Annotated in this window: 24 protein-coding genes and 1 tRNA gene; 13 read left to right on the top strand and 12 right to left on the bottom strand. The window is 72.0% G+C overall.

What is annotated here, in order from left to right; translation table 11 throughout:
* Nucleotides 1-26 precede the first annotated feature (26 nt).
* Entirely contained in the window at nt 27-854 is an 828-nt protein-coding gene (locus GVN67_RS12475) for an SDR family oxidoreductase (RefSeq protein ID WP_159996350.1), read from the top strand.
* Nucleotides 855-879: 25 nt separating this feature from the next.
* Here GVN67_RS12475 and GVN67_RS12480 read toward each other — a convergent pair whose 3' ends face one another.
* From GVN67_RS12480 to paoA, 4 genes are read right to left on the bottom strand one after another with little or no spacing between them, the layout of a single operon-like run.
* Nucleotides 880-1869: a LysR family transcriptional regulator gene (locus GVN67_RS12480; protein WP_159996352.1), complete on the bottom strand. Its 990-nt coding sequence runs from the start codon at nt 1867-1869 to the stop codon at nt 880-882.
* A gap of 59 nt (nt 1870-1928) precedes the next feature.
* Nucleotides 1929-4124, bottom strand: coding sequence for an aldehyde oxidoreductase molybdenum-binding subunit PaoC (gene paoC, locus GVN67_RS12485; protein ID WP_159996354.1), 2196 nt, complete (start codon nt 4122-4124; stop codon nt 1929-1931).
* Between the two features lie 4 nt (nt 4125-4128).
* Nucleotides 4129-5079 carry a xanthine dehydrogenase family protein subunit M gene (locus tag GVN67_RS12490; protein ID WP_159996356.1) on the bottom strand — a complete coding sequence of 317 codons (951 nt, stop codon included), beginning with the start codon at nt 5077-5079 and terminating at the stop codon, nt 4129-4131.
* Nucleotides 5076-5714: an aldehyde dehydrogenase iron-sulfur subunit PaoA gene (paoA, locus tag GVN67_RS12495; RefSeq protein ID WP_159996358.1), complete on the bottom strand. Its 639-nt coding sequence runs from the start codon at nt 5712-5714 to the stop codon at nt 5076-5078. The genes GVN67_RS12490 and paoA overlap by 4 nt, the downstream gene beginning before the upstream one ends.
* Before the next feature lie 328 nt (nt 5715-6042).
* Between paoA and GVN67_RS12500 the strand changes: the two genes are divergently transcribed.
* Together GVN67_RS12500 and GVN67_RS12505 are read left to right on the top strand one after the other, a co-directional pair.
* Nucleotides 6043-6702, top strand: a complete 660-nt coding sequence (locus GVN67_RS12500; RefSeq protein WP_159996360.1) for a response regulator transcription factor — start codon at nt 6043-6045, stop codon at nt 6700-6702.
* Between the two features lies 1 nt (nt 6703).
* A complete protein-coding gene (locus GVN67_RS12505) occupies nt 6704-8098 on the top strand; it encodes a sensor histidine kinase (RefSeq protein WP_159996362.1) in 1395 nt (464 codons plus the stop codon).
* A 22-nt stretch (nt 8099-8120) separates the two neighbouring features.
* On the opposite strand, the gene GVN67_RS12510 is transcribed toward GVN67_RS12505, so the two are convergent.
* The 3 genes from GVN67_RS12510 to GVN67_RS12520 are packed head-to-tail and all read right to left on the bottom strand — an operon-like array spanning nt 8121 to nt 10485.
* Nucleotides 8121-8810 (bottom strand): DUF4405 domain-containing protein, encoded by a 690-nt coding sequence (locus tag GVN67_RS12510; RefSeq protein WP_159996364.1) that lies wholly within the window; start codon nt 8808-8810, stop codon nt 8121-8123.
* 16 nt (nt 8811-8826) lie between these two features.
* The gene (locus GVN67_RS12515) at nt 8827-9312 is read right to left on the bottom strand and encodes a cytochrome P460 family protein (RefSeq protein WP_159996366.1); all 486 of its coding nucleotides are present in this window, start codon (nt 9310-9312) and stop codon (nt 8827-8829) included.
* Nucleotides 9313-9369: 57 nt separating this feature from the next.
* Nucleotides 9370-10485: an alpha/beta fold hydrolase gene (locus GVN67_RS12520; protein WP_200845241.1), complete on the bottom strand. Its 1116-nt coding sequence runs from the start codon at nt 10483-10485 to the stop codon at nt 9370-9372.
* Nucleotides 10486-10651: 166 nt separating this feature from the next.
* Here GVN67_RS12520 and GVN67_RS12525 point away from each other — a divergent pair, with 166 nt between their 5' ends.
* From GVN67_RS12525 to GVN67_RS12535, 3 genes are all read left to right on the top strand, one after another.
* Complete coding sequence (locus tag GVN67_RS12525) at nt 10652-11833, top strand: M20 family metallopeptidase (RefSeq protein ID WP_159996368.1); 1182 nt, start codon at nt 10652-10654, stop codon at nt 11831-11833.
* A 16-nt stretch (nt 11834-11849) separates the two neighbouring features.
* Complete coding sequence (locus GVN67_RS12530) at nt 11850-12530, top strand: GntR family transcriptional regulator (RefSeq protein ID WP_159996370.1); 681 nt, start codon at nt 11850-11852, stop codon at nt 12528-12530.
* A gap of 79 nt (nt 12531-12609) precedes the next feature.
* Entirely contained in the window at nt 12610-13179 is a 570-nt protein-coding gene (locus tag GVN67_RS12535) for a DNA-3-methyladenine glycosylase I (RefSeq protein ID WP_159996372.1), read from the top strand.
* Nucleotides 13180-13223: 44 nt separating this feature from the next.
* Here GVN67_RS12535 and GVN67_RS12540 read toward each other — a convergent pair whose 3' ends face one another.
* Genes GVN67_RS12540 through def form a run of 4 tightly spaced genes read right to left on the bottom strand, consistent with a single transcriptional unit; the run spans nt 13224 to nt 16029 of the window.
* Nucleotides 13224-13778: an NUDIX domain-containing protein gene (locus tag GVN67_RS12540; protein WP_159996374.1), complete on the bottom strand. Its 555-nt coding sequence runs from the start codon at nt 13776-13778 to the stop codon at nt 13224-13226.
* A 40-nt stretch (nt 13779-13818) separates the two neighbouring features.
* On the bottom strand, nt 13819-14580 hold the full coding sequence (gene truA, locus GVN67_RS12545; RefSeq protein WP_159996376.1) for a tRNA pseudouridine(38-40) synthase TruA: 762 nt from the start codon (nt 14578-14580) through the stop codon (nt 13819-13821).
* A 1-nt stretch (nt 14581) separates the two neighbouring features.
* The gene (fmt, locus tag GVN67_RS12550) at nt 14582-15478 is read right to left on the bottom strand and encodes a methionyl-tRNA formyltransferase (RefSeq protein WP_159996392.1); all 897 of its coding nucleotides are present in this window, start codon (nt 15476-15478) and stop codon (nt 14582-14584) included.
* A 20-nt stretch (nt 15479-15498) separates the two neighbouring features.
* The gene (gene def, locus GVN67_RS12555; RefSeq protein ID WP_159996378.1) at nt 15499-16029 is read right to left on the bottom strand and encodes a peptide deformylase; all 531 of its coding nucleotides are present in this window, start codon (nt 16027-16029) and stop codon (nt 15499-15501) included.
* 226 nt (nt 16030-16255) lie between these two features.
* Here def and GVN67_RS12560 point away from each other — a divergent pair, with 226 nt between their 5' ends.
* From GVN67_RS12560 to GVN67_RS30345, 7 genes are all read left to right on the top strand, one after another.
* Complete coding sequence (locus tag GVN67_RS12560) at nt 16256-16759, top strand: Hsp20 family protein (protein ID WP_235035269.1); 504 nt, start codon at nt 16256-16258, stop codon at nt 16757-16759.
* 203 nt (nt 16760-16962) lie between these two features.
* Nucleotides 16963-17205 carry a DUF1150 family protein gene (locus GVN67_RS12565; protein WP_159996380.1) on the top strand — a complete coding sequence of 81 codons (243 nt, stop codon included), beginning with the start codon at nt 16963-16965 and terminating at the stop codon, nt 17203-17205.
* Between the two features lie 191 nt (nt 17206-17396).
* Nucleotides 17397-17471: transfer RNA gene (locus GVN67_RS12570), tRNA-Thr, on the top strand.
* A 192-nt stretch (nt 17472-17663) separates the two neighbouring features.
* Complete coding sequence (locus GVN67_RS12575; protein WP_159996382.1) at nt 17664-18128, top strand: Tat pathway signal protein; 465 nt, start codon at nt 17664-17666, stop codon at nt 18126-18128.
* A gap of 10 nt (nt 18129-18138) precedes the next feature.
* Nucleotides 18139-18906, top strand: a complete 768-nt coding sequence (locus GVN67_RS12580; RefSeq protein WP_159996384.1) for a MotA/TolQ/ExbB proton channel family protein — start codon at nt 18139-18141, stop codon at nt 18904-18906.
* A gap of 5 nt (nt 18907-18911) precedes the next feature.
* Nucleotides 18912-19361: an ExbD/TolR family protein gene (locus tag GVN67_RS12585; RefSeq protein ID WP_159996386.1), complete on the top strand. Its 450-nt coding sequence runs from the start codon at nt 18912-18914 to the stop codon at nt 19359-19361.
* A gap of 14 nt (nt 19362-19375) precedes the next feature.
* On the top strand, nt 19376-20326 hold the full coding sequence (locus tag GVN67_RS30345) for an energy transducer TonB (RefSeq protein ID WP_159996388.1): 951 nt from the start codon (nt 19376-19378) through the stop codon (nt 20324-20326).
* A gap of 70 nt (nt 20327-20396) precedes the next feature.
* Here GVN67_RS30345 and uvrA read toward each other — a convergent pair whose 3' ends face one another.
* Entirely contained in the window at nt 20397-23288 is a 2892-nt protein-coding gene (gene uvrA, locus GVN67_RS12595) for an excinuclease ABC subunit UvrA (protein WP_200845242.1), read from the bottom strand.
* Nucleotides 23289-23305: the final 17 nt, after the last annotated feature.

Consider the following 23305-nt stretch of genomic DNA (forward strand, 5'->3'; position numbering starts at 1 on the left):
CTTTCCCCCCCCTGAAAGGCATTGTCATGAAAGACGTCGTCGTGGTCATCGGCCCCGGGCAGATCGGACAGGCCATCGCGCGGCGCCTCGGCGCCGGCCGGCACCTGCTGTTGGCCGACCGCCGGCGGGAGAATGCCGAGGCCGCCGCCGGGATTTTGGAGGATGCCGGCCACACGGTCAGCGTGGCGACCGTCGACGTGGCCGCGCGCGCGGCGGTGCAGGCGCTGGTCGAGACCGCCACCGGCCTGGGCGAGGTCGTGGGCCTGGTCCATGCCGCCGGCGTCTCGCCCTCGCAGGCGCCGCCGGCGACCATCCTGCAGGTCGACCTCTATGGCACGGCGCTGGTGCTCGAGGCCTTTGGCGGCGTCATCGCCCGCGGCGGCGCCGGTGTCGTCATCGCCTCGCAATCCGGGCATCGCCTGCCGCCGCTCACCGTCGAGCAGAACCGGGCGCTGGCGACGACGCCGGTGGAGGCGCTGCTCGACCTGCCTTTCCTGCAGCCGGGCCAGGTCCGGGACTCTCTCCACGCCTACCAGCTGTCGAAGCGCGGCAATGCGCTGCGGGTGATGGCCGAGGCGGTGCGCTGGGGAAGGCGCGGGGCCCGGATCAATGCCATCAGCCCCGGCATCATCATGACGCCGCTGGCCCGGGAGGAGCTGAGCGGGCCGCGGGGCGAGGGGTACCGGCGCATGATCGCGGCCTCGGCGGCCGGGCGGGCCGGCACGCCGGACGAGGTGGCCAGCCTCGCCGCGCTGCTGATGGGCGCGGAGGGGGCCTTCATCACCGGCAGCGACGTCCTCATGGATGGCGGCGTGACCGCCGCCTACTGGTATGGCGAGCGCCCGCCGCAGTGACCGCCGGAAGGCGGGAGCCATCCGCTCAGGCGGCGGGGCCGGCCAGGTCCCGGGCGTCCGGCCCTTGCAGCGCCCGCCGGTAGCAATCGACCAGCAGCCCGCGGAACCAGCGGGCGGAGGGGCAGGCCTCCAGCCGGCTGGTCCAGCCCAGGGCGTTGGGCCCGATCTCGGCCACGGCCGCCAGCTCGGCCGGCAGCGGGTCGGTCGCCAGCCCTTGCGCCGGGTCCAGGCTGCGGGCGAAGCCGGCGGGCACCACGGCCACCAGGTCGGAGCCGCGCAGCAGCGACGGCAGCAGGGCCAGGGAGGAGACCTCGACCACGCTGCTGCGCCGGCGGCCCTGGGCCTGCAGCGCGGCATCGATGATCTCGCTGAGGCCATCGCCGGGAACCACCTCGGCATGCGGGCGGCGGCTGAAAGCATCGATCGCCGCGACGGACGGCGCCGCGGCGTCGCGCAGGGTCATCCAGCGCATCGGCTCGAAGCTGCGGATGCGCATCCCGGCCGGCAGCGCATCGCCCAGATGGCCGATGATCGCCAGCAGGTCGCCGCGGTCCAGCAGGCGGGCCAGCGTGTCGCCATCGGCCTCCCGGGTCAGCAGGCGGCAGCGCGGCGCCTCGGCCCGGAAGCGTGGCAGCAGCCCCGGCAGCAGGACGCTGGCGGCCAGCGTCGACAGGCCCAGGCTGAAGCTGCGCTCATCCTGCAGCGGGTCGAAGGCCGGCCTGGTCTGCAGCGCGCTGTCGAGCTCGCGCAGCGCCGGCATCAGCGCATCCGCCAGCGCGGCGGCGCGCGGCGTCGGCATCAGGCCGCGGCCTTCCTGCACCATCAGCGGGTCGCCGAGCTCGGCGCGCAGCCGCGCCAGGCGGCCCGAGGCGGCCGCCTGGGAAATCCCCAGCCGGCGCGCGGTGCGGGTGACGCCGCCCTCGTCCATCAGCGTGACGAAGAAGCGGATATGCTCGAGGTCGAGCCGGGAGGCCTCCGGCACCCGTCCCTGCATCATCGCTGCCGCCTGGGCCATGCCGGTCCCTCCCTGAAGGCCTGTTGTCGGAAAGCCGGCGCCTGGCGCACGCCCCGGGGTCACGCCAGGGCCGGCAGGTGGCCGATGAGCTTGTCGAGCGTCAGCGGATAGTCGCGCAGCCGCGTGCCGGTGGCGTTGTGGATGGCATTGGCGATGGCTGCCGCGACGCCGCAGAGGCCGAGCTCGCCGATGCCTTTCGCCTTCATCGGCGACGACATCGGATCGGTCTCGTCGAGGAAGATCACCTCCTGATGCGGGATGTCGGCATGCACCGGCACCTCGTAGCTGGCGAGGTCGTGGTTGACGAAGAAGCCGCGCTGCCGGTCGACCGCGAGCTCCTCCATCAGCGCGGCGCCGACGCCCATGGTCATGGCGCCGATCACCTGGCTGCGCGCCGTCTTCGGGTTCAGGATGCGCCCCGCAGCGCAGACCGCCAGCATGCGGCGGATGCGGGTCTCGCCGGTGGCGCTGTCCACCGCCGCCTCGACGAAATGCGCGGCGAAGGTGGATTGCTGGTAGCGGCGGCCGAGGTCGCCGTATTCGATGCTGTCCTCGACGACGATGCCTTCGGCGCCGGCGGCCTGGCCGAGCGGCAGGCTGCGGTTGCCGACGCGCACCTGGCCATCGGCGAAGACCGCCAGGGCAGGATCGAGGCCCAGCCTCTGCGCCACCGTCTCGCGCAGCTTGACGCAGGCGGCATAGACGCCGGCGGTGGCGCTGTTGGCGCCCCATTGCCCGCCGGAGCCGGCCGAGACGGGGAAGCGGGAATCGCCCAGCCGCACGGTGACCTGGTCAATGCCGACGCCCATCATCTCGGCCGCGGTCTGCGCGATGATGGTGTAGCTGCCGGTGCCGATATCGGTCATGTCGGTCTCGACGATCACCTGGCCCTGCCGGTCGAGCCGCAGCCGGGCGCCCGACTTCATCGTCAGGTTGTTGCGCAGCCCGGCAGCGACGCCGAGGCCGATCAGCCAGCGCCCCTCGCGCCGCTGCGCCGGGCGCGGGTCGCGCTGTTCCCAGCCGAAGCGCGCGGCGCCCTGCTGCAGGCATTCGACCAGCTGGCGCTGCGAGAAGCGCCGCGCCGGCTGCTCGGGGTCGACCTGGGTGTCGTTCAGCACGCGGAAGGCGACCGGGTCGATGCCGAGCTTCTCCGCCATCTCGTCCATGGCGATCTCCAGCGCCATCAGCCCGGGCGCCTCGCCGGGGGCGCGCATGGCATTGCCCTCCGGCAGGTCGACCACCGCCAGCCGCAGGGCGGAGAGGCGATGCGCCCCGGCATAGAGCAGGTCGGTCTGCTCGACGGCGTTCTCCGGCTTGCCGCCGGCCAGGTTGCCCGACCAGCTTTCATGGCCGATCGCGGTGATCATGCCGTCCGGCGTGGCGCCGATCCGGATGCGTTGGATGGTGGCGGGGCGATGCGTGGTGTTGTTGGCGATCATGGGGCGGGTCAGCGCCACCTTGACCGGGCGCCTGGCGGCGCGTGCGCCCAGCGCCGCCAGCAGCGTGTCGGCGCGCAGGAACAGCTTGCCGCCGAAGCCGCCGCCGATGAAGGGCGAGATCAGCCGCACCTTCTCCTTCGGCATGGCCAGCGTCCGCGCCAGGTCGCCGACGGTCCAGTCGATCATCTGGTTCGAGGTCCAGACCACGAGGCTGTCGCCGTCCCAGGCGGCGAGCGAGGCATGCGGCTCCATCATCGCATGCGAATGGGCGGGCGTGGTGTAGGTGGCGTCGAGCTGCACCGGCGCGGCGGCGAAGGCGCCGGCGAAATCGCCCAGGGTGGAATCGGCGCGGCTGCGCGGCACCACGGCGGCGGCGCGGGCGGCGGCCAGGTCATGCGCGCCAGGCGCCTCGGCATAATCCACCTGCACCAGCGCGGCGGCGGCGCGCGCCTGCTCGAAGCTCTCGGCCACCACCACGCCGATCGCCTGGTGGTAATGCTCGATCTCCGGCCCGGCCAGCAACCGCGCCGTGTTCATCGCGCCCTTGCCCAGCGCGCCGGCATTCGCCGCCGTGACGATGGCCAGCACCCCGGGGGCGGCGCGCGCGGCGGCCAGGTCCATGCCGCGGATGCGGCCCTTGGCGATGGCGGCGACCAGCACATGGCCATAGGCCTGGTGCGGCACCACGTCATGCTGCTCATAGGCATAGGGCGCGCGGCCGGCGGTCTTCAGCGGGCCTTCGATGCGGCTCAGCGGCTGGCCCACGACCTTCATCTGGTCGATCGGATTGGTGGTGGCGGGGGTGTCGAACTTCATCGGATCAGCTCCTCGCCTCGGCCAGCACCTGGTGCAGCGTCCGTTCCACCAGCGTCAGCTTGAAGGCGTTCTCATGCGTGGGCGTGGCGCCGGCCAGGATCGCGGCCGCCGCGGCGCCGGCGCCGCGGCGCAGCGCGGGTTCCGCCGCCTCGACACGCCAGGGCCGCGGCGCGACGCCGCCCAGCGCCACCTGCGCCGTCCCGTCGCGCTGCACGATGGCGGCGACCGAGACCAGCGCGAAAGCGTAGGAGGCGCGGTCGCGCACCTTGCGGTAGATCTGCGCGCCGCCGACGGGGGGCGGCAGCGTCACCGCGGTGATCAGCTCGCCGGGCTCCAGCATAGTCTCGCGATGCGGCGTGTCGCCGGGGGCGCGGTACAGCTCGGCCAGCGGGATGCGGCGCGCGGCGCCATCGGGCCGCACCGTCTCCACCACCGCGTCCAGCGCCCGCAGCGCCACCGCCATGTCGGAAGGATGCGTGGCGATGCAGGCGTCGCTGCCGCCGATCACCGCCAGCTGCCGGCTGAAGCCCTGCAGGGCCGCGCAGCCGCTGCCGGGCCGGCGTTTGTTGCAGGGCTGGTTGGTGTCGTAGAAATACGGGCAGCGCGTCCGCTGCAGCAGGTTGCCCGCGGTGGTCGCCTTGTTGCGCAGCTGGCCGGAGGCGCCGGCGAGCAGCGCGCGCGACAGCAGGCCATAGTCGCGCCGCACCCGCGCATCGGCTGCCAGGTCGGTGTTGCGCACCAGGGCGCCGATGCGCAGCCCGCCCTCGACGGTCGGCTCGATGGCGGTCAGCGCCAGGCCATTGACGTCGATCAGATGCGCCGGCGCCTCGATCTGCAGCTTCATCAGGTCGAGCAGGTTGGTGCCGCCGGCGATGAAGCGCGCGCCGGGATTGCCCGCCGCGGCACGGGCCGCCGCAGCAGGTGAGCCCGCGCGCTCATAGGTGAAGGGCTTCATGCGGCCCTCCCGGCGACATCGTTGATGGCGTCGAGAATGTTGGAATAGGCGCCGCAGCGACAGAGATTGCCGCTCATGCGCTCGCGCAGCTCGGCGGCGGTGACCTCCGTCGCGGCGCCGAGATCGGCGGTGACATGGCTCGGGATGCCGGCCTTGATCTCCGCCAGCACGGCGACGGCCGAGCAGATCTGCCCCGGCGTGCAATAGCCGCATTGATAGCCGTCATGCCGGATGAAGGCGGCCTGCATCGCATGCAGGTCGTCGGGCGTGCCGAGGCCTTCGATGGTGGTGATCGCCTCGCCGTCATGCATCACCGCCAGGGTGAGGCAGGCATTGATCCGCCGGCCTTCCACCATCACCGTGCAGGCGCCGCACTGCCCGTGGTCGCAGCCTTTCTTGGTGCCGGTCAGATGCAGGTGCTCGCGCAGGGCGTCGAGCAGGGTGGTGCGGGTGTCGAGCGCCAGCGGATGCGCCTGGCCATTCACGCGCAGCGTCACCCGCGCCATCGGCACGGCGCTGTTCCCGCCATCCTGCGCGGCGGCAGGAGCGTTGGGCACGGCCGAGGCGGCGAGGGTGGCGGCGCCGGTGGTCAGGACGCCTCGTCGGGACAGGTCGGCGTGGCAGGGGATCGACATCGTCTGAGCTCCTTCCTGGGATGTGTCAGGGGGACAGGGGGAAGGCCGGGCCGGGAAATCGGCGCGCAGGCGGCTTGCCCGCGGGCGGCGGGGCAGGCAGCGTTTCGAAATGTCGTTGGCAGCCATCGGGCATTTCACAGGCTGGACCTTGCGAGGCCCGGCCTGAACCCAGGCTGAACGGGATTTCCGCCAAGGCCGAGCTTCTGCCGGAGGGATGGCCGTGTTCAGCTTCGGTTCAGCCTGCGTCGGCTAAGCGGGCGCCATCGAAGCGTGTCGCCGCCGGCCGCGATCCGCTAGATTGCCGTCGCCCCTCGAAGGAAGGCCGTGGATGCGCTTGCTGGTGGCCGAGGACAATGCCGACCTGGCCGATCAGCTCGGCGCCGCGCTGGCGAAGGCACGCTTCGTCGTCGACCATGCGCGCGATGGCGAGGAAGCGCTGTTTCTCGGCCAGACCGAGCCCTATGACGCCGTGGTGCTCGACCTCGGCCTGCCGGTGCTCGACGGGCTGTCCGTGCTGCGGCAATGGCGGCAGGCGCATCTGCCCATGCCGGTGCTGATCCTGACCGCGCGCGGCTCCTGGTCAGACAAGGTGACCGGGCTGAATGCCGGCGCCGACGACTACCTGGCCAAGCCCTTCGCGATGGACGAGCTGGTGGCCCGCCTGCATGCCCTGCTGCGCCGCGCCGCCGGCCGCGCCCGGGCCGATATCCTGCTGGGCAGGCTGGCGCTCGACGTCGTCGGCGGCCAGGCGCAATGGGGCGGGGTGCCGGTGCGGCTGACCGCGCTGGAGCTGCGCATGCTGACCTACCTGGCCCAGCATGCCGGCCGCCCGGTCAGCAAGACCGAGCTGACCGAGCATCTCTACGCGCAGGATTTCGACCGCGATTCGAACACGCTGGAGGTCGTCGTCGGCCGGCTGCGCCGCAAGCTCGACGCCAGCTTCATCGAGACCGTCCGCGGCCAGGGATACAGGATCAGCCATGGCTAGAATGCCGCGCCTCTTCGGCTCCCTCACCGCGCGGCTGGCGCTGCTCTCGGCCGCCTGGGTCTCGATCGGGCTTGGCCTGTCGGGCTGCGCGGTGCTCGGCCTGGTCAACAAGCAGCTGGTCGCCGGCTTCGATGTCCGCGTCACCGCGCTGCTGCACAAGGCGGTCAATGCCGCGCTGCTGGAGCCCGATGGCCGCCCGGGGCTGAGTGGCGACGTGCCGGTGCCGGAATTCCTGCAGCCCTTCTCCGGCTACTACTGGCAGATGGAGGCGGGCGAGCGCCGCGCCTCCTCGCGCTCGCTCTGGGACGGGCAGCTGTCCGGCCCGGCCGCGGCGCCGGCCGACGGCGCCCTGGCCGTCTATGACGGCATCGGCCCGCGCGGCGAGCCGGTGCGGGTGGCCGAGCGGATGGCGACGCCGGCCGGCAGCCGCGCGGCGATCCGCATCCGGGTCGGTATGAACCGCCGGCCGCTCGACGAGCAGATCAGCCATTTCACCTGGCTGATGATCACCTCCTTCGCCGTCATCGGCCTGGGGCTGGTCGTCGGCGGCACGCTGCAGCTGGTCTGGGGCATGCGGCCGCTGCGGCAGGCGCGCCAGGCCCTGGCCGCGGTCCGCGCCGGCCAGCAGGCGACCCTGGCGCATGCCCGGGCGCCGAGCGAGATCGCCCCGCTGCTAGAGGAGATCGACGCGCTGGTGCAGCAGAACCACGCCACGGTGGAGCGCGCCCGCGCCCATGTCGGCAACCTGGCGCATGCGCTGAAGACGCCGCTGGCGGTGCAGCGCGTGGCGCTGGAGCCGGGGGAGGCCGACATGCGCCTGGCGCGCGAGCAGAACCGGGCGATGGAAATGCTGGTGCAGCACCATCTGTCGCGCGCCCGCAGCGCCGCGCTCTCGGGCGCCGCCGCCACGGATGCCGCGCCGATGGAGGTGGCAGAGGAGCTGGCCACCGCGCTGCGGCGGATCTTCGCCAACAAGGACCTGGAGATCGACCTGCTGGGCGATGCCGGGCTGCGCGCCAAGGTCGACCGGCAGGACCTGATGGAGATCCTCGGCAACCTGCTGGAGAATGCCTGCCAGTGGGCGCGCCACCAGGTGACGCTGACGGTCAGCCGCGGCAGCGCCAGCCTGCTGGTCACCGTGGTCGATGACGGGCCTGGCCTGGCCTCGGCCGATTACGACAGCGTGCTGACCCGCGGCGTCCGGCTGGACGAGGCCAAGCCGGGCAGCGGGCTGGGCCTGGCCATCACCCGCGACCTGGTCGCTCTCTACGACGGCAGCCTGACCTTGCAGGACGCGCGGCCGGCGGGCCTGTTGGTCGCCGTCACCCTGCCGCTGAGCGCGGCGCAGCGGCCAGGGTCGCTGCACCGCCGCTCGCGGTGGCAGGCGCCGGCCTGAGGCCGGCCTGCCCGCGCGGCTGTCAGCCGGGGCGGCGCGCCTGCCGGGCAAGGCGCCGGCAGCCCTGCAGGCCGTAATGGGTCACGGCCACGCAGAGGCCCATGATGGCCAGGCAGTGCAGGAAGAAGGCGGCGACCGACTCCTCGAAATTCCACCAGTCGAGCGAGACCTGCATGCTGAGCCGGCCCGCCAGGCCGAGCACCAGGGCGCTCCAGACACCCTGGGCCGCGACGGCGGCGGCCAGGAGGCGCAGCGCCAGGGCGCGGGGCCTGCTGGCCGTCTCGATCCCGAGCAGGCCGCGCGCGACGGCCATGATCATCGGCCAGCGCAGGCCGAGATGGACCGCGACGATGACCAGCACCCAATAGGCGGCCAGGCTGTGGATCTGCCGCAGCGTGAAGCCGCCGAAGGCCGACAGCACGCCCGACAGCGCGTTCGAGATCAGGACGCTGGTCACCAGCAGGGCGAGCATGCCGCCGAGCAGCAGCAGCGTCACCGCGCCGTCGAGCAGCCGGCGGGGCTCGCGCCGCGCCCTGGGCAGCCTGCCCCACCAGCGCCGGTTGAAGACATTGTGCAGGATCAGCAGCAGGAACATCGCCGTCCCCGCCAGCTCATGCGCCGCGTTGCCGAGCCACCAGTAGGACAGGCCGAAGACCAGCAGGCCGGCCGAGGCCAGGTCCAGCAGCATCCGCCGGGGCAGCGAGGGGGTCATCGGGGCGGCGGCCGGATCACTCGACCGGCGTGCCGTCGAAGCGCGGGATCCGGTGGGCGGTGAACAGGTAGTCCGCGCCCTGCTGGCTGGCGTGGCAGGATTGGCAGCGGGCGGTGTTCTCGCCCAGGTTGAGGCTGCGATCCGGCCAGAACCATTGGAACTGCCAGTCCGCCGTGCGGCGGCGGGCGTCGTAATCGGCGCCGAAGCCCTCGCCCTTCTCCATGACGAAATAGCGGTAGAGCTTGCCGTCGCGGTGGTCGACCAGCACGAAATGCGTGCCGGCCGGGATCGGCTGGCGGTTCTGCACCGCCGTGATCGCCTCGGGCGTGGTCAAGATGTGCTCGGTCACATTGCCGCGGCGGACGGTGGTGTAGTGAACGAGCCGGTCCAGGTCGGCAGGGAAGCTGACCCGGTTCGTCTCGGCCTGCACCTGCCAGCCGATCGCCAGGATCGCCGCGGCCGCCAGGGCCGCCAGGAAGAGGGGGCGTGGGAAGATCGTCATGGCTGCCTTGCTCGGGGTGACGCCGTCAGGATCGGGGCGCCCGCCGCCTTCGCCTGCTCAGTCGAGCTGCTTGTCGGCGAGGAAGCGCGAGACCTGGTCGGCGATCTCGATGTTGTTCAGGTCGGAAAAGGGGAAATGCGTGTTGCCGCGGATGCCGGCCTCCGGCAGGTGCACGACCCGCACGTCGCCGCCATGCCGGTTGACGGCGTCGCGCCACAGCCGCGCCATCTGCAGCCGCCCGCGCCAGGCATCCTGGGTCGGGATGTCGCTGGGCGTCGCCGGGATGTTGTCGCCGTAGAAGATGACGATCGGGATCCGCGTCAGCGCCATGAAGTCGGCCATCGGCACCGGCATGCCCGCCACGGTGTCGAAGCTGGTCGGGATGGCGGCCGGCACCTCGCCCTGCGGGAACAGGAAGTTGCTGCCGGGCTCGAAGGCGACGATGGCGCGGATATCGGCGCTCTTGATCGCCGCCAGCCAGCCGGGGCCGCCGGATTGGGAATGGGTGAACAGGATGCCCGGGCCGATCCGCCGGAACAGCGCGGCCACGCCATCCGCGACGAGGTTCATGTCGAAGGGGCCGGTGTTCGGCGTCATCGCCCGGAAATACTGGTCGAGCGTCGCCGCGGACCGGTCGAACTGCACGCCGTCGAAATAGCTGGGCCAGACGCCGAGGCGGAACTGGCCGAACCAGAACTGCTCGTCCGGGGTCGGCGTGATGGTGGTCTCGACCGTGCTGCGCCCGGCATTGCCGCGGCGCGGCTGGTCGATCAGGTAGGTGGCGAAGCTGCGGCGCAGGAAGATGGTCTGGAAGCCCTCGCGCCCGTCCGCCGTGGTCTCCCAGGTCTTCGAGAACTGCCCCGCCCCGTGCCACATGACGATCGGCAGGCGCCGTGCGCCGGGCGGCACCTGGTAGAAGGCATAGAGATGGTCGCCGCGATAGGTCTGCCCCGCGGCGCGGAGCGGCTGGCGGGGGTCGAAGGTGCCCGGCGCCGTCGTGACCGAGCCGCCCACCGCGAAGCTGCCCTGCGCCTGGATCACCAGCGGCCTGTCAGCCGGCTGCGCCCTGGCGGCGGGGGCGGCCAGGAGGCTGGCGGCCAGGCCCAGGCTGGCGGCGCAGTATTTCCATCGGTTCACCGGGCGGGCCTCTGCGACTGGGATCGGCGCCAGCATGACCCATTCTCCGCCTCTCCATTAGCCCGCCGGGACCGATAGCCATCATCAGGCTGGCGCATCAATCGGGCTGCCAGCCGCGGCGCCATGGCGGGGAGGGGGCCTTGCCGGGACGCTGGAATTGGTGACCAATCCGCGGCACCAGAACCGAAGCCGAGCCCTGCCGATGACCCAGATCCCGAACGACCTGCGCGCCGCGATCGATGCTGCCACCGCCGCGATCGAGCCCCGCCTCATCGCGCTGCGCCGGGATATCCATGCGCATCCCGAGCTCGCCTTCGAGGAGGTCCGCACCGCCGGCGTGGTCGCGGCCGAGCTGTCGCGGCTGGGCATCGAGCATCGCGCCGGCATCGGCCGCACCGGCGTCGTCGGCACCATCCGCGGCGCCCGGCCGGGGCCGATCCTGGCGATCCGCGCCGACATGGACGCGCTGCCGATCCAGGAGCAGACCGGCCTGGCCTATGCCAGCACCATCGACGGCAAGATGCATGCCTGCGGCCACGACATCCACACCACCACCCTGCTGGGCGTCGGCGCGGTGCTGCAGCAGCTGTCGGGCCAGCTGGCCGGCACCGTCCGGCTGATCTTCCAGCCCGCCGAGGAAGCCATCGGCGGCGCCAGGGAAATGATCGCCGAGGGGGTGATGGAGGGCGTCGACATGGCGCTCAGTCTGCACAACCGGCCGGAGATCGCGGTCGGCCGCTATGGCATCGTGCATGGCCCGGCGACGGCGGCGACCGATGAATTCGACATCGTGCTGCATGGCAAGTCCGGCCATGGCGCGCGGCCCTATGCGGCCATCGACCCGATCGTCGCGGCGGCGCAGCTGATCGGCCAGCTGCAGACCATCGTCTCCCGCGACGTGCGGGCGCTGGATGCCTGCGTGGTGACGGTGGGCGCCATCCATGCCGGCCAGGCGCGCAATGTCATCCCCGACCGCTGCGAGCTGAACGGCACGGTGCGCAGCCGGCAGGAAGCGGCGCGCGACGCGGCGGAGAGCGGCATCAAGCGGATCTGCGAGGGCATCGCGGCCGGTCTGCGCGTCCGCTGCGACGTGTCCTATCGCCGCGGCATGCCGGCGCTGATGAATGACGAGGCGATGCTGCAGCGGACGGTCGCCGCCATCCGCGCCCAGCTCGGCGATGTTGCCGACGAGTTCGAGCCCAGCCTGGGCGGCGAGGATTTCGCGCTGATGGCGGCGATGGTGCCGGCCTTCCGGCTGCTGGTCGGCTCGTCGCAGCCGGGGCGGACGGACAAGGTGCACAATGCCCATTACCAGCCCGACGAGCGCTGCATCGGCTATGGCGTGCGGGCGCTGGCGCGGACCGCGGCCGATATCCTGGCCTGAGGGCGGGCAGGGGCCGATGCGCGCCGCCGCCGGCCGCCCCTCCCGGTCCGACCGCCTGGCCGATGCGATCAGCGCCGATATCCAGGCGGGCGTGCTGGCGCCGGGGCACTGGCTGAAGCAGGTCGATCTCGAGGAAGGCTACGGCGCCACCCGCAACACGGTGCGCAACGCGCTGCTCAAGCTGGCGCTGCAGCGCTTCGTCGTGCATGCGCCGAACCGTGGCTACCGCGTCCCCTCGATGGACCCGCGGCGGCAGCGGGAGCAGCGGGAGCTGCGCATGATCCTGGAAGCGGCGATGGTGCCGGAGATGGTGCGGCAGGCCACGGCGGCGGTGATCGCCGAGCTGGCGGTGCTGGCCACGGCCTTCGAAGCGCTGGTGGCGGGCGGCGAGTTCCTGCGCCTCATCGAGGCCAATGCCGCCTTCCACCAGCGGATGCACGGCCTCTGCCGGAACACGCTGCTGGTCGCGCAGGTCCAGGAGATCCGCGCCACCATGCGGCCCATCCCCGGCAGCACCTGGCCCAGCCGCGCACGCATGGAGCAATCCGGGCGCGAGCACCGGGCGATGGTCGAGGCGCTGGCAGGCGGCGAGGTCGAGCGGCTGATGCGCCTGGTGGTCGACCACATCGGCAAGGGCGCGGCGGCCGGGGTGACGATGGTGCGGCTGCATCCGCCGGCGCTTCCCGGCGAGGCATGACGGCGTCCGGCGGGACGGAACGGCTTCGGTGGCCGCGCCGCCTGTGCTACCGGCTTGGCATCGAGGGGGAGGGCCGCCGATGGGCGAGGTGATGCGGTGCCGCTGGGCGAATGGCGACGCGCTGATGCAGCAATATCACGACCAGGAATGGGGCGTGCCGCTGCGCGACAGCCGGGCGCTGTGGGAGATGCTGATGCTGGAGGGGTTCCAGGCCGGCCTGTCCTGGATCACCATCCTGCGCCGGCGGGAGGGGTTTCGTGCCGCCTTCCGCGATTTCGACCCGGTGGCGGTGGCGGCGTTCGGCCCGGCGGATGTCGACCGGCTGATGGGCGATGCCGGCATCATCCGGGCGCGGGCGAAGATCGAGGCGACGATCGGCAATGCCCGGGCCTATCTGGCGATGCAGGCTGCCGGCGATGATTTCGGCGAATTCGCCTGGGGCTTCGTCGATGGCGTGCCGCTGGTGGGCGATGGCGTGGCCTTGCCGGCGAAGACGCCGCTGTCCGAGGCGATGTCGGTCGCGCTGAAGAAGCGCGGCTTCAAGTTCGTGGGCCCGGTGATCGTCTATGCCTGGATGCAGGCCGTGGGGTTGGTCGACGACCATGCCGAGGACTGCTTCTGCCGCCAGCGCGCAAAAGAACAGAAATAGAAGGGGGTGCGGGGGGATACCTCCCCCCGCCCTTGCTTATTGTTTCAGACGCTGGTGGTCGCCCCCGGCAGCGGCGTCATCCCGCGGGTGTCTTCGGGCGGGTTGGTTGCGGGTGCGCCAAGGGGCGCGTCGCGGGTAGCGTGCCAGTGCCGCAGCGCCCAATGAACGGAAGGGAAAGCGATGTCCCCCCAGGGGATCTCGTCCCAGGCGAAGAAGCGCGTCTCCAGGCTTTCCGGCCCCGGCGCGATGCCCGGCTCGGCGAGATGGGCCCGGAACAGGATCTGCACCTGGCCGATGCGGGCGATGGAATAGACCGCCAGCACGCCTTCGATGGCGATGCGGGCCTGGGCTTCCTCGAAGGCCTCGCGGGCGGCGCCTTCGGCCACGGTCTCGCCGAGCTCCATGAAGCCGGCGGGCAGGGTCCAGAAGCCGGTGCGGGGCGGGATGGCGCGGCGGCAGAGCAGGATGCGCCCGTGCTCCACCACCACCGCGCCGGTGACGATCTTCGGGTTCTCGTAGTTGACGAAGCCGCAATCGGCGCAGGTCAGGCGCTCGCGGTCTTCGCCTTCGGGGATCACGCGGTGGAAATGCCCGGCCATGCGCGCCAGCCTGCCGGGGCCGGCGGCGGGCCGCAAGCCTTCAGCACCAGTCGATCGGCGCCGGGTAGCGGGCGGCGAGGAAGGTCAGGCCCTCGGCCGGGGCGTTCTGGCCGGCGAGTGTCCGGTCGCGCCCGTCCAGCAGCTCACGCACCCAGGGGACGGGGCGGCGGCCGAGGCCCACCTGCATCAGGCTGCCCACCATGTTGCGCACCTGGTGGTGCAGGAAGCTGCGGGCGGCGGTGTGGACCAGAATCTCGTCGCCCTCGCGCCGGACGTCGAGCTGGTCCAGCGTGCGTAAGGCATCCTTGGCCTGGCAGGCGGCGGCGCGGAAGGCGGTGAAGTCGTGGCGGCCCAGGATGGTCTGGGCGGCGGCATGCATGGCATCGGCATCGACCGCCTGGGGGACGTGCCAGACCCGCCCCGCCAACAGCGCCGGCCGGGCGCGGCGGTTGAGGATGCGGTAGCGGTAGCTGCGGCCGATGCAGGAGAAGCGGGCCGACCATTCCTCCGGCACCCGGGCGGCGGCGACGACGGAGACCGGATGCGGGCGGCTATAGGCGTTCAGCGCCTCGCGCAGGCGCAGCGGCGGCAGGTCGAGGCCGAGCTCGATCTGCACCACCTGGCCCTCGGCATGGACGCCGGCATCGGTGCGGCCGGAGGCCTGGGTGAGGGCGGGGACGCCGCCGTTCAGCGGCGCCGCGGCCTCCTCCAGCACCTGCTGCACCGAGAGGCCGATGGCCTGGCGCTGCCAGCCGACGAAGGGCGCGCCGTCATATTCGACCAGCAGGGCGTAGCGCGGCATGTCAGCCGAGCCGGCTGCCGGGCGGCAGGGCGTAGCCGCGCAGGAAAGCCTCGGCCGGCATGGCGCCGCGGCCGGCGCGCTGCAGCCGCAGCAGGCGCAGCGCGCCCTGGCCGCAGGCGATGCGCGGGGCGTCGTCGAGCACGGTGCCGGGCGGGGAAGGGGTGTCGAGCGGCGCCGGCTCGGCCTCGAGCACGCGCAGCGTCTCGCCGGCGTGCTGGAAATAGGTGCCGGGCCAGGGGTTGAGGGCGCGGATGCGGCGGTCGAGGGCGGCGGCGTCCTGGGTCCAGTCCAGCGCGCCGTCGGGCTTGCTGAGCTTGGGGGCGTAGGTGACGCCTTCTTCCGGCTGCGGCACGGCGGCCGGTTGCTCGTCCAATGCCTGCAGGATCAGCCGGCGGCCGATTTCCGCCAGGGCGTCGTGGATGGCGGGCGTGCCGTCGCGCGGGCCGATCGGCACGGCGCCCTTCAGCAGCATCGGCCCGGTGTCGAGGCCTTCCTCCATCTGCATGATGGTGATGCCGGTCTCGGCGTCGCCGGCCAGGATGGCGGCCTGGATCGGCCCGGCGCCGCGCCAGCGCGGCAGCAGCGAGGCATGGATGTTCAGGCAGCCGCGGCGCGGCGCGTCCAGCATCTCGCGCGGCAGGATCAGCCCATAGGCGGCGACCACCGCGACATCGAGGTCGAGGGCGCGGAAGGCCGCGTGCTCGGCCGTGTCGCGGCGGACCCGGGCGGGGTGGCGCACGGCCAGGCCGAGCTCCAGCGCCGCGCGGTGCACCGGGCAGGGGGTTTCCTTCTGGCCGCGCCCGGCGGGGCGCGGCGGCTGGGTGTAGACGGCGACCACCGCATGCCCCGCCGCGTGCAGCGCACGCAGGGCCGGCACCGCGAAGTCGGGGCTGCCCATGAAGGCGAGGCGGAGCGGGGTCACTCGTCGCGGCCCTTGGACTTCAGCTCCTTGGCCAGCTTGCGCAGCATCATGTTGCGCTTCAGCGCCGAGAGATGGTCGACGAAGAGCACGCCGTTCAGATGGTCGATCTCGTGCTGCAGGCAGGTGGCCATCAGCCCGTCGGCGGTCATCTCGCGCCTGGCGCCGTCGAGGTCGAGCCAGCGCACCTTCACCTCGGCCGGGCGGACCACCTCGGCATATTGGTTGGGCAGCGACAGGCAGCCTTCCTCATGCGACGACAGCTGCTGGCTGGCGGCGACGATCTCCGGATTGACCATGACATAGGGCTGCGGCTGGTCGTCGGGCTGCAGGTCGATGACGACCAGGCGCAGCAGCTCGCCGATCTGCGGCGCGGCCAAGCCGATGCCGGGGGCCTTGTACATGGTGGCGAGCATGCGGGGGGCCAGGGCGCGCACCGTCTCGGTGTCGCCGGGGCCGACGGGGCGGGCCTTGGCGCGCAGCTTCGCGTCAGGGACCAGCAGGATGGGCAGAAGGGCGGGTTCGGACATGGAAAGGGTGCTCTAGCTTCTGGCCGGGCCGGCTTCAACTGCCGCGGGCGGAAGAGCGGACCCGCGCGGCGGGGGGAGGCGCAGGGCAGCGCCATCGGCGGCCTGCAAAGGCACAGCCATGGCGCGGCCTCTTGCATCCGGCGGCGGAGCGCACAAACTGTCCTGGCGTGGCGGGGTGCTTCGGGTCCCGCCCACGGCTCGCTCATCGGAGGAGTTCCTGGCTGCCATGTCTCGTTCGTCGCTTTTCGGCTCGCCCCTGTTTCTCGGCTTCGACCATCTGGAGCAGATGCTCGACCGGGTGGCGAAGAACGCCGATGGGTATCCGCCGTACAATATCGAGCAGACCGCCGAGAATCGGCTGCGCATCACCCTGGCCGTGGCCGGCTTCAGCATGGACGACCTGCAGATCACGCAGGAGGACAACCAGCTAGTGGTCCGCGGCAAGCAGAAGGACGAGAGCGAAGGCCGCGTCTTCCTGCATCGCGGCATCGCCGCCCGGCAGTTCCACCGCGCCTTCGTCCTGGCCGAGGGCATCGATGTCGAAGGCGCCTGGCTGGATAACGGGCTGCTGCATATCGACCTGAAGCGGCCGCAGCCCGCCGTGCGGGTCAAGGCGATCCAGATCGGCATGCGCGGCGCCCAGGGCGGCCGGGCGGTGGTGCAGAGCGCCCCCCAGGAGGAGAGCCAGATCGCCGTCAGCCAGGTGCCGGTCGGCCAGATCACCGGCTGACGCCGGGGGCCAGACCGGTCACTTCTCGCTTCCCGGCACAAAAAGGCTGCAAAACCTTCAGGCTTCCCGGGCATTGTCCTTTTGATCCGCCTTCGCGATCGAGGCGGGGATGAGGGCAGGGAAGACCACAGGATTCCACAGCGGTGCATTTGATGGACCGCAGCGCCGGGCCCCGAAAGGGACGGCAGAAGGAGATTCCCGCGATGAACAAGGAAGGTCCCACACGCCCCTTCGCCGCCGCCGATGCGCTGCGGCAGCTTGCCCCCGCCGACTGGGCGCGCTTCGGGGCGGAGCAGATCGCCTATATCCGGCCGATCGTCATGGATGGCGCGCCGGCGGTGGCCATCCATTCTGCGGATGGCACGCAGATCGGCGCGGCGCCGGATACCAGCCTGGCCACGGCCGCCATCCTGCAGCACGAGATGCTGCCGGTCCTGGTGCACTGACGCCGCCAGACGGCACGCGTCGCGCGCCAGGATGGCGCGCCGGGTCTTGGCGCCGCGTCCCTTCAGGGGGCGCGGCGCGGTTGTTTTCGGCGGGTTTTTTCGCCGGGCGGCGGGATCGCGCAATCGCTGCGCGTAAAGCTGCGGAAGGTGGTTGCCCTGCCGCCGCAACCCCGCTAGATAGCGGCCGCGGCGCCGACATAGCTCAGCGGTAGAGCAACTGATTCGTAATCAGTAGGTCCCCGGTTCAATCCCGGGTGTCGGCACCAGCCCCCCAACGACATCGGTTTTATCAGAACGACAGCCGCGCGCCGGGCCTGTCGTCTTTGGCCCTTCTTGCGGCGTCCGCCCGGCGCCCGCCGCATGACTGTGTCCGCGGGTGATTATTGAGAGTCATTCGCATTGCAACGAAGTCTCAATAGCGGCATAAGCCAACGCAGATGCGAAAGGGTAATGCCGCAATGCCGCTCCGTCGGGTCCTGTCCACCTTCGGGCTGTTCGCCGCGCTGGCCGTGACGGGGGCCGCCGGCCTGGCCGCCCCGGCCCGGGCGCAGAGCCCGGCCACGCCGGGGACGGCGAAGATCGGGCTGGAGCTGAACCGGCTGGAAAGCCGCCCCGAAGGCTGCCGGGTGTGGCTGCTGCTGCGCAACCCGGCGCCCGAGGCGGTCGACCCGCTGCGCCTCGACTTGCTGGTCTTCGGCAAGGACGGGGTGATCGCCCGCCGGCTGGCGCTGGATGTCGGGCCCCTGCCGCAAGAAAAAACCATGGCCCGGATCTTCGATCTGGCCAGCCAGCCCTGCGACGGGATCGGCGCCGTGCTGCTGAACGACCTTCTGGCCTGCGGCGGCACCCCCGAGACCCGGGCCGCCTGCCTGCCGCGCCTGGCGCTCGCCTCGCGCGTCGACGGCGTCACTTTCGAAAAGTAAGGAGGTCGCGATGAACCCGACCGAGACCGTCACCGCCACGCCCGGCGTCGTTCCTGGCCTCGATGCCGCCATCGCCGCGGCGGGCCATGGCCCCGACATGTCGATGCTCGGCCTGTTCATGCAGGCCGACTGGGTCGTCAAGGCGGTGATGATCGCGCTCGCGCTGGCCTCCGTCGTCTGCTGGGCCATCATCGTCGAGAAATCGCTGCTGCTCGGTCGGCTGAAGCGCGAGATCCGCGGCCTGGTGGCCGCCGCCGCGCCGGGCGCCGGGCAGGGGCTGCCCTCGCCGCAGGGCGAGGGGCTGGCCGCCCGGGTGCTGCGCGCCGGCACCCGCGAATGGCGCGACGGCCGCGAGCAGGGCGAGAGCCGCTTCGAGTACCGGCACCGCATGGAGCATGCGATGCGCCATGCCCTGTCCGGCGAGCTGCGCCGGGTCGAGCCGGGCCTGCCCTTCCTGGCCACCACCGGCGCCGTCGCCCCCTTCATCGGGCTGTTCGGCACGGTCTGGGGCATCATGAACAGCTTCGCCGGCATCGCGCAGAGCAACGACACCAGCCTGGCCGTGGTCGCCCCCGGCATCGCCGAGGCGCTGTTCGCCACCGCCATCGGCCTGATCGCGGCGATCCCGGCGGTCATGGCCTATAACCGGCTGCTGGTCCGGCTCGGCCGGCTGCGTCAGGACGGCCAGTCGGCCGCCGCCGACCTCGCCGCCAGCCTGTCGCGCCGCCCGCCCAGCCTGGCGGCCGCCGCCGGCAGCCGCAGCGCGGCGGCGGAGTAAGCCGGATGGCCTTCGCTGGCCCGAGCCACAGCGGCGGGGATGACGACGCCCCGCTGCCGATGGCCGACATGAATGTCACGCCGCTGGTCGACGTCATGCTGGTGCTGCTGATCGTCTTCATGGTGGCAGCCCCCATGATGGTCGTGGGCGTGCCGGTAAACCTGCCGAAGACCGCCGCCCCGCGCGCCGCGGCGCCGCGGCCACCGGTGGTGCTGACCGTCGGCCCCGACGGCAAGGTCTATCTGCGCCAGGACGAGATCGCCGTGGCCGACCTGCCGGCGAAGCTCGCCGAGCTGCACAGGAACGACCCCGAGGCCCCGGTCTATGTCCGCGGCGACCGCGCCGTGCCGTATGGCGAGGTGCTGCGGGTGATGGGCCGGGTGACCCAGGCGGGCATCACCCGCGTGTCGCTGATCGCCGAGGCGGAAGCCTCGACGCCGGTCCAGGCGCGCTGACGGGCGAGGCCACGATGAGCACGCTGAGCCTGCAAGGACCCCGCCTCGCCGGATGGGGCATCACCGCCCTCCTGCATGGCGGTGTCCTGGTCTTCCTGATCTTCGGCCTGCCGGAGCATGCGCCGCCGCCGGCCATCGTGCCGCTGGAGATGATCGCGCCGCCCTCGGCGCCGGAAGTCGCCCAGGAGGAGCCGGCCCCGGTGGCCGAGCGGGTCGATGCGATCGAGCCGCCGGCGCCGCAATCCAGCACCACGCCGCCGCCGCCCTCGGCGACCGCCGCGCCGCCCGAGCCCGTGCAGGTGCAGCCGCCGCCGCCCGAGGTGACGGCGATGCAGCCGCCGCCGCCGGAGGCCGCGCAGGAGCCCGAGGTGACCCCGCCGGTCGAGCCCGAGACGCTGCAGGCCGTGGTGCCCGAGGCCGAGCGGCCGCCGGAGCCCGACACGCTGCCGCTGCTGGAGGCCGAGGTGCCGCCGCCGCCGCCCGCGCCGCCGCCGCCGCCGCCGCAGCAGGCGCGCCCGCCGGCGCCGCCGCCGCCGCGTCCGGTGCCGCGCCGTCCGACACCGCCGCCGCCGACCGCGACGCCGTATTCGCCGCCCGAGGCGGCGACGACGCCGAGCACCAGCGCGCCGGCCGCCGCCGCGCCGCAGGCCGCAGCCCCCGCGGGCCGTGGCCCCTCAGGCCCGCCGGTCAGCTACCAGGCGATGATCTCGGCCGCGCTGAACCGCGCCAAGCGCTATCCGAACAGCGCTCGGCTGCGGAAGATCGAGGGTGTGGTGTCGCTTCGGTTCCGGATGTTGCCGGACGGCTCTGTGACGAGCTGGAGCATCGCGCGCAGCAGCGGCAGCGCCGAGCTGGACGAAGCTGTCGGCGAGATGATCGAGCGGGCGCGGCTGCCGCCTTTCCCGCCGGAGATGGGCACCGACCCGCTGGACATGGTCGTCCCGATCAACTTCTTCCTGCGCTGAAGCGCTTCTTTTCTTTCTGATAGAAAAAAGATGGGGGTCCGGGGAATTCTTCCCCCGGCCTTTCTTTTTTCTAGGCCTTGGCGAGAACCTTCTTCTTCGCCTTGACCGGCGCCGGCAGCAGCGGCCCGAGGAAGCGCCCGGTATGGCTGCCCGGCGTCGCCGCCACGTCTTCCGGCGTCCCCTGCGCCACGATCTGCCCGCCCCCGTCGCCGCCTTCCGGCCCGAGGTCGAGGATCCAGTCGGCCGTCTTGATGACCTCGAGGTTGTGCTCGATCACCACGACGGTGTTGCCCTGCTCGACCAGCTGGTGGAGCACTTCCAGCAGCTTCTTGACGTCCTCGAAATGCAGGCCGGTGGTGGGCTCGTCGAGGATGTAGAGGGTGCGCCCGGTGGCCCGGCGCGCCAGCTCCTTCGACAGCTTGATGCGCTGCGCCTCGCCGCCGGAGAGGGTGGTGGCCTGCTGGCCGAGATGGATGTAGCCGAGGCCCACTTCCCGCAGCACCCGCAGCTTGTCGCGGATCGAGGGGACGGCGGAGAAGAATTCGAGGCCTTCCTCGACCGTCATCTCCAGCACGTCGGCGATCGACTTGCCGCGGAACTTCACCTCCAGCGTCTCGCGGTTGTAGCGCTTGCCCTTGCAGGTGTCGCAGGTGACGTAGACGTCGGGCAGGAAGTGCATCTCGATCTTCAGCACGCCATCGCCCTGGCAGGCCTCGCAGCGGCCGCCCTTGACGTTGAAGCTGAAGCGGCCGGGCTTGTAGCCGCGCGCCCGGCTGTCGGGCAGCTCGGAGAACCAGTCGCGGATCGGCGCGAACAGCCCGGTATAGGTCGCCGGGTTGGAGCGCGGGGTGCGGCCGATCGGCGACTGGTCGATGTCGATGATCTTGTCGAGATGCTCCAGCCCCTCGATCCGCTCATGCGGGGCGGGGACGGTGCCGGCGCCCATCAGCCGGCGGGCGGTGGCCTTGTAGAGGGTCTCGACGACGAAGGTCGACTTGCCGCCGCCGGAGACGCCGGTGACGCAGGTGAAGGTGCCGAGCGGCAGGCCGGCGGTCAGGCCATGCAGGTTGTTGCCGGTGGCGCCGACGACGCGCAGCTGGCGCTTGGCGTCGGGCTTGCGGCGCGCGGCCGGCACGGCGATCGAGCGGCGGCCGGAGAGATAGGCGCCGGTGATGCTGTCCGGATGGGCGGCGACCTCCGCCGGCGTGCCCTGGGCGATGACGCGGCCGCCGCCGGCGCCGGCGGCGGGGCCGATGTCGATCAGGTGGTCGGCGGTGCGGATGGCGTCCTCGTCATGCTCGACGACGAGCACGGTGTTGCCGAGGTCGCGCAGCCGGCGCAGCGTGGTCAGCAGCCGCTCGTTGTCGCGCTGGTGCAGGCCGATCGAGGGCTCGTCGAGCACGTAGAGCACGCCGGTCAGGCCGGAGCCGATCTGGCTGGCCAGCCGGATGCGCTGGCTCTCGCCGCCCGACAGCGTCGCCGAGGAGCGGGCGAGGGAGAGGTAGTCGAGCCCGACATCGAGCAGGAAGCGCAGCCGCTCGATGATTTCCTTCAGGATGCGGCGGGCGATCTCGGCGCGCTGCGGGGTCAGGGTGGCTTCCACCCCTTCGAACCAGGGCAGCGCCTTGCGGATCGACAGGTCGCTGGCGCCGGCGATGTGCATGTCGGCGATCTTCACCGACAGCGCCTCGGGCTTGAGGCGGGCGCCGCAGCAGACATGGCAGGGCTGCTCGGCCTGGTAGCGGGAGAGGTCCTCGCGCACCCAGGGGTTGTCGGTCTCGCGCAGGCGGCGGGCCAGGTTCGGCAGCACGCCCTCGAAAGGCTTCTTCACCTCGTAGGCGCGCAGCCCGTCCTTGTAGCGGAGGGTGACCACCTCCTTGCCGGTGCCCTCCAGGATGGCCTCGCGCGCGGCCTCCGGCAGCTCGCCCCAGGGGGTGCTGGTCTTGATGCCCAGGTGCTTGGCCAGGCTGGTCAGGGTCTGGTCGTAATAGGGCGCGCTGTTGCCGGCCCAGGCGGCGACGGCGCCATCGGCGATGCTGCGGCCGTCATCGGGCACCACCAGGGCGCCGTCGAAGAAGCTCTCGGTGCCGAGGCCGTCGCAGGCCGGGCAGGCGCCCTGCGGCGAGTTGAAGGAGAACAGCCGCGGCTCGATCTCCTCGATGGTGAAGCCGGAGACCGGGCAGGCATAGCGGCTGCTGAAGACGGTGCGCTCGGCATTGTCGGCGCCCTCGGCATAGGCGACGCCGTCGGCCAGGCCGATCGCCGTCTCGAAGCTGTCGGCCAGGCGCTGCGCCAGGCCGTCATTGCCGACGACGACGCGGTCGACCACCACCTCGATGTCGTGCTTCTTGCGCTTGTCGAGGGCGGGGGCGTCCTCGATGCGCATCAGCTCGCCATTGACCTTCACCCGCTCGAAACCACGGCGCTGGTATTCGGCGAGCTCCTTCTTGAACTCGCCCTTCTTGCCGCGAACCACCGGGGCCAGCAGCAGCAGGCGGGTGCCCTCCGGCATGGCGAGGACGCGATCGACCATCTGGCTGATGCTCTGCGCCTCGATCGGCAGGCCGGTGGCCGGGCTGTAGGGCACGCCGGCGCGGGCCCAGAGCAGCCGCATATAGTCGTGGATCTCGGTCACCGTGCCGACGGTGGAGCGCGGATTGTGGCTCGTCGTCTTCTGCTCGATGGAGATGGCCGGCGACAGGCCCTCGATCGAGTCCACGTCCGGCTTCTGCATCAGCTGCAGGAACTGCCGGGCATAGGCCGAGAGGCTCTCGACATAGCGGCGCTGGCCCTCGGCATAGATGGTGTCGAAGGCGAGCGACGACTTGCCGGAGCCCGACAGCCCGGTCAGCACGGTGAGCGTGTGCTTCGGGATGTCGATGTCGATATTCTTCAGATTATGCTGGCGGGCGCCGCGGACGCGGATCTGGTCCTGGCCGGGGGGCGCCGGACGGGGCTGCACGTCGCGGGGCTTGGCGG

The organism is Roseomonas sp. 18066, assembly GCF_902706185.1.
Lineage (GTDB): Bacteria > Pseudomonadota > Alphaproteobacteria > Acetobacterales > Acetobacteraceae > Pseudoroseomonas.